This is a genomic window from Azospirillum sp. B506, assembly GCF_000333595.1.
Taxonomy (GTDB): domain Bacteria; phylum Pseudomonadota; class Alphaproteobacteria; order Azospirillales; family Azospirillaceae; genus Azospirillum.
The window spans coordinates 1-3680 of sequence record NZ_BADK01000684.1 but is presented as its reverse complement, the minus strand read 5'-3'; the positions used below and the strand labels follow the sequence as shown (position 1 = coordinate 3680).

Below are 3680 nucleotides of genomic sequence, written 5' to 3'. Positions count from 1 at the left end.
ACCAGCACCTGCATCGACAGCGGATCGCTGGACAGCCCGTGATCGTCGCTGACCGTCATCTCCAACGTGCGTGCGCCGCTGCCATTGGGCGTCAGAGCCAGATGGTGGAGAATATCGGTGTAGGTGGCGGTCGACGCCGTGCCCGACAGCGACAGCTGGTGGTTGGTATCGTCCCAGTTGACCTCGATTCCGGTGCCAGCCACCGTCTTGCGGCCGGTGGACGGGTCGGTGGCGATGGTCAGGCTGTCCAGGTTCAGCGTGTCGCCGGTCTGCGAACCGGCGGAAATGCGGATCGACATGCCGGACATGACGCTGCTGTCCACATCGGCGATCGTCGCATCGGATGCCACGGCCGGATGGTCGGTGGCGTCGGCGGCGATGACGGTCGAGGCGTGGCCGGCAGCCATCGTCGGCTTGTCGTTCACCGGATCGACCGTCACCGTCAGCGTCCGGGTCACCGCCGCGCTGCTGGATCCGTCCTGGGCGGTCGCGGTGACCGACAGGGTGACGTCGCCGTTGGCGTTGGCAGGCGGGGTGTAGGTCAGGCCGGTCAGGTCGGCTGCACTGAGGCTCCAGCTGCCGTCGCTGTTGTGGGTGCCGTGGTTCAGGCTGGCGCCCGTCGGCATGCCGTCGATCCGCACCGTCACTGTTTCCGAGCCGTCGCTGTCGGTGGACGCCGCGGTGATGGTCAGCGGAATCGCCGTGTCCTCCGACCCATGGACGGCCGGGGTGCTCAGCGTCGGCGTGTCGGCGACCGGCGTGACCGTCACGGCGAGCGACCGGGAGATGCTCGCCGGCGTGGCGGTGCCGTCGGTCGAGGTGGCGGTGACCGACAGGGTGAAGCTGTTGCCGCTGTCATGCGGCGGCGAGATCGCGAGGCCGGCGAGCTTGTCCGGAGTCAGCGTGATCGAGCCGTTGACGATGGTCAGCGTGTCGCCGGCCGTGTTCGACAGGTGGGCGCCGCTCGGGATGCCGGCGATGGTGACGCTCAGTGTCTCCGACGGGTCGGTCAGCGCGGGGCTGATCGACAGGGCGACGGTGCCGTCCTCCGCCACCGACGCCGGATCGACCTGCAGGGTCGGGACGTCCGACACCGCGTGGACGGTGACCGGCAGTTGCGCCACGGTGGAAGCCGGAGCGGCGCTGCCGTCGGTGGAGGTCGCGGTGACCGTCAGGGTGAAGTTGCTGCTGTCGTTCGACGGCGGCGTGATCTTCAGCCCGGCAAGCTGGGCCGGCGTCAGCGTGATCGAGCCGTTGCTGATCGTCAGGCTGTTGCCGGCGCTGTTGGTCAGCTTCGCCCCGCTCGGAATGCCGGCGATGGTAACGGTCAGCGTTTCCGACGGATCGGTCAGCGCCGGGGTGATCGTCAGGGCGATGGCCGTGTCCTCGTCGCCGGTCGCGGCGGACACGGTCAGCGTCGGGGTGTCGGACACTGGATTGACCGTCACCGCCAGCGTCTTCGACACCGTGGCCGCGGCGGCATTGCCGTCCTTGGCGGTCGCAGTCACCGTCAGGTTGAAATCGGTATCGCTGTTCGACGGCGGTGTGATCTTCAAGCCGGCCAGCTGTGTCGGCGTCAGGGTGATCGAGCCATTGCTGATGGTCAGGGTGTTGCCGGCGCTGTTGCTCAGGCTGGCGCCGGTCGGGATGCCGCTGATGGTGACGGTCAGCGTCTCCGACCCGTCGAGATCGGTCAGCGCCGGGCTGATGGACAGCGCGATGGGCGTGTCCTCGTCGCCGGTCGCGGCCTGGACTGTCAGGGTCGGCGTGTCGCTCACCGGGTTGACCGTGACCGGCAGGGATGCACTGAGGCTTGCCGGTGCCGCAGTGCCGTCGGTGGCGATCGCCGTGACCGTCAGGGTGAAGTCGGCATCGCTGTTCGAGGGCGGCGTGATCTTCAGCCCGGCAAGCTGGGCCGGCGTCAGCGTGATCGCGCCGTTGCTGATCGCCAACGTGTTTCCGGCGCTGTTGCTGAGGCTGGCTCCCGGCGGGATGCCGCTGATGGTGACGGTCAACGTTTCCGACCCGTCCGTGTCGGTCAGCGCCGGGGTGATCGTCAGGGCGATGGCCGTGTCCTCGTTCCCGGTCGCCGCGGACACGGTCAGCGTCGGGGTGTCGGACACGGCGGCCAGGGTGATCGGCACGGTCACCACCTTGGTCGCCGTGCTGCCGTTGGACTCGATGCTGACGGCGGTGACGGTCAGGGTGATCGGCGCATCGCTGTTGGCAGGCGGTGTCAGGGACAGGCCGGTGAGCTGGGCCGGCGTCAGGGTCCAGCTGCCGTCGGCATTGCGGGTGCCGGCCGACAGCAGCGCACCGGTGGGCACGCCGGCGATGGTCAGGAGGCCGAGCCGCTCCGACCCGTCGGTGTCGGCCAGCGCCACCGACAGGTTCAGCGGCACAGCGGTGTCCTCGGTCCCGGTCAGCGGCGCCCAGGTGACGATGGGCTGATCGGCGACCGGATCGACGCTCACCCGGAAAAGCTGGCTGGTGGTGGCGGTGGCGCCGGTGGAGGTTTCCGTCGTGGTCGCGGTCAAGGTCAGGTTGAAGTCGGTGCCGGCATTGGCCGGCGGCATCAGCTTCAGCCCGGTCAGCTGCGCGGCGGTCAGGCTGACCGCTCCGGAGGTGGGCGTCAGGGTGGTGCCGTTCGCATCGATCAGCACCGCGCCGGCCGGCAGGCCCGACAGGACGACGGTCATCGTCTCCGACCCGTCGGTGTCGACCAGGGCGGCCGTCAGGTTCAGCGCGATGGGCGTGTCCTCGCTACCCGAGGCGTTGGCGACGATGACGGTCGGCGCATCGGCGACCGCGGTCACGGTGACATGGATGTGGGCTGTCGTGCTCGCCGTGTCCTGTTGGAGCTTTCCAGGCTGGTGGCGGTCAGCGTCAGGTCCATGCCGCCCGAATAGTTGCGCGGCGGCGTCACGGTCAGCCCGGTCAGTTCCGACGGCTTCAGCGTCCAGGAGCCGTCGCCGTTGTTGGAGCCGTGGTTCAGCACCGCGCCGGCCGGCAGGCCCGACAGGATGACCGCCATCGTCTCCGACCCGTCGGTATCGACGAGGCTGGCCGACAGGGTGAGGGCGATGGGCGTGTCCTCCGCCCCGGTCGCGTCATGGGCCGTGACGTTGGGCGCGTCGGCGACCGCGGTGTAGGTGACCGAGACGCTCCTGGTCGACCAGGCGGGTGCCGCCGTGCCGTCCTGGGAGGCAGCCTCCACCGTCAGCGTCACCGTGCCGGAATAGTTGGCGGGCGGCGTCAACTTCAAGGCAGCGCGGGCGTGGGCCGACAGGCCGGTCAGGTCGTAAACGCCGTTGCCGAGCGACGTGCCGCCCGACAGGGTGAAGCCGGCCGGAACCGTCACCCTCAAGGCGGTGATCACCTCGCCGGTCCCGACCAGATCGGTGACCGCGGCGTCGATCGACAGATTGGCGGCCTGGTCCTCCAGCGCGGTGGCGGCGGTGGCGGAAATGGCGGGCGCATCGCTGACGGGCGCCACCTCGATGGACAGAGTCCTGCTGGTGGTTGCCCGGTCGGCGTTGCTGCTTTCCCGCGAGACCGCGGTCACCGTCAGCTGGAAGGTCCCGCTGTCATCGTGCGGCGGGGTGAATTTCAGTCCGGCGAGCTGGCTGGGGGTCAGCACCCAATGCCCGGTGGCGGAGTCGAGATAGCCGGCCGACAGC

Annotated in this window: 1 protein-coding gene and 1 pseudogene; both read right to left on the bottom strand. The window is 69.5% G+C overall.

The annotated features are described in order from the left end of the window. Nucleotides 1-2816: pseudogene (locus tag I71_RS20520) on the bottom strand (Ig-like domain-containing protein); the annotation flags it as partial. Further along, on the bottom strand, nt 2813-3680 hold an 868-nt coding region (locus I71_RS39970), incomplete at its 5' end, for an Ig-like domain-containing protein (protein WP_042697298.1). The pseudogene I71_RS20520 and the gene I71_RS39970, both read right to left, overlap by 4 nt.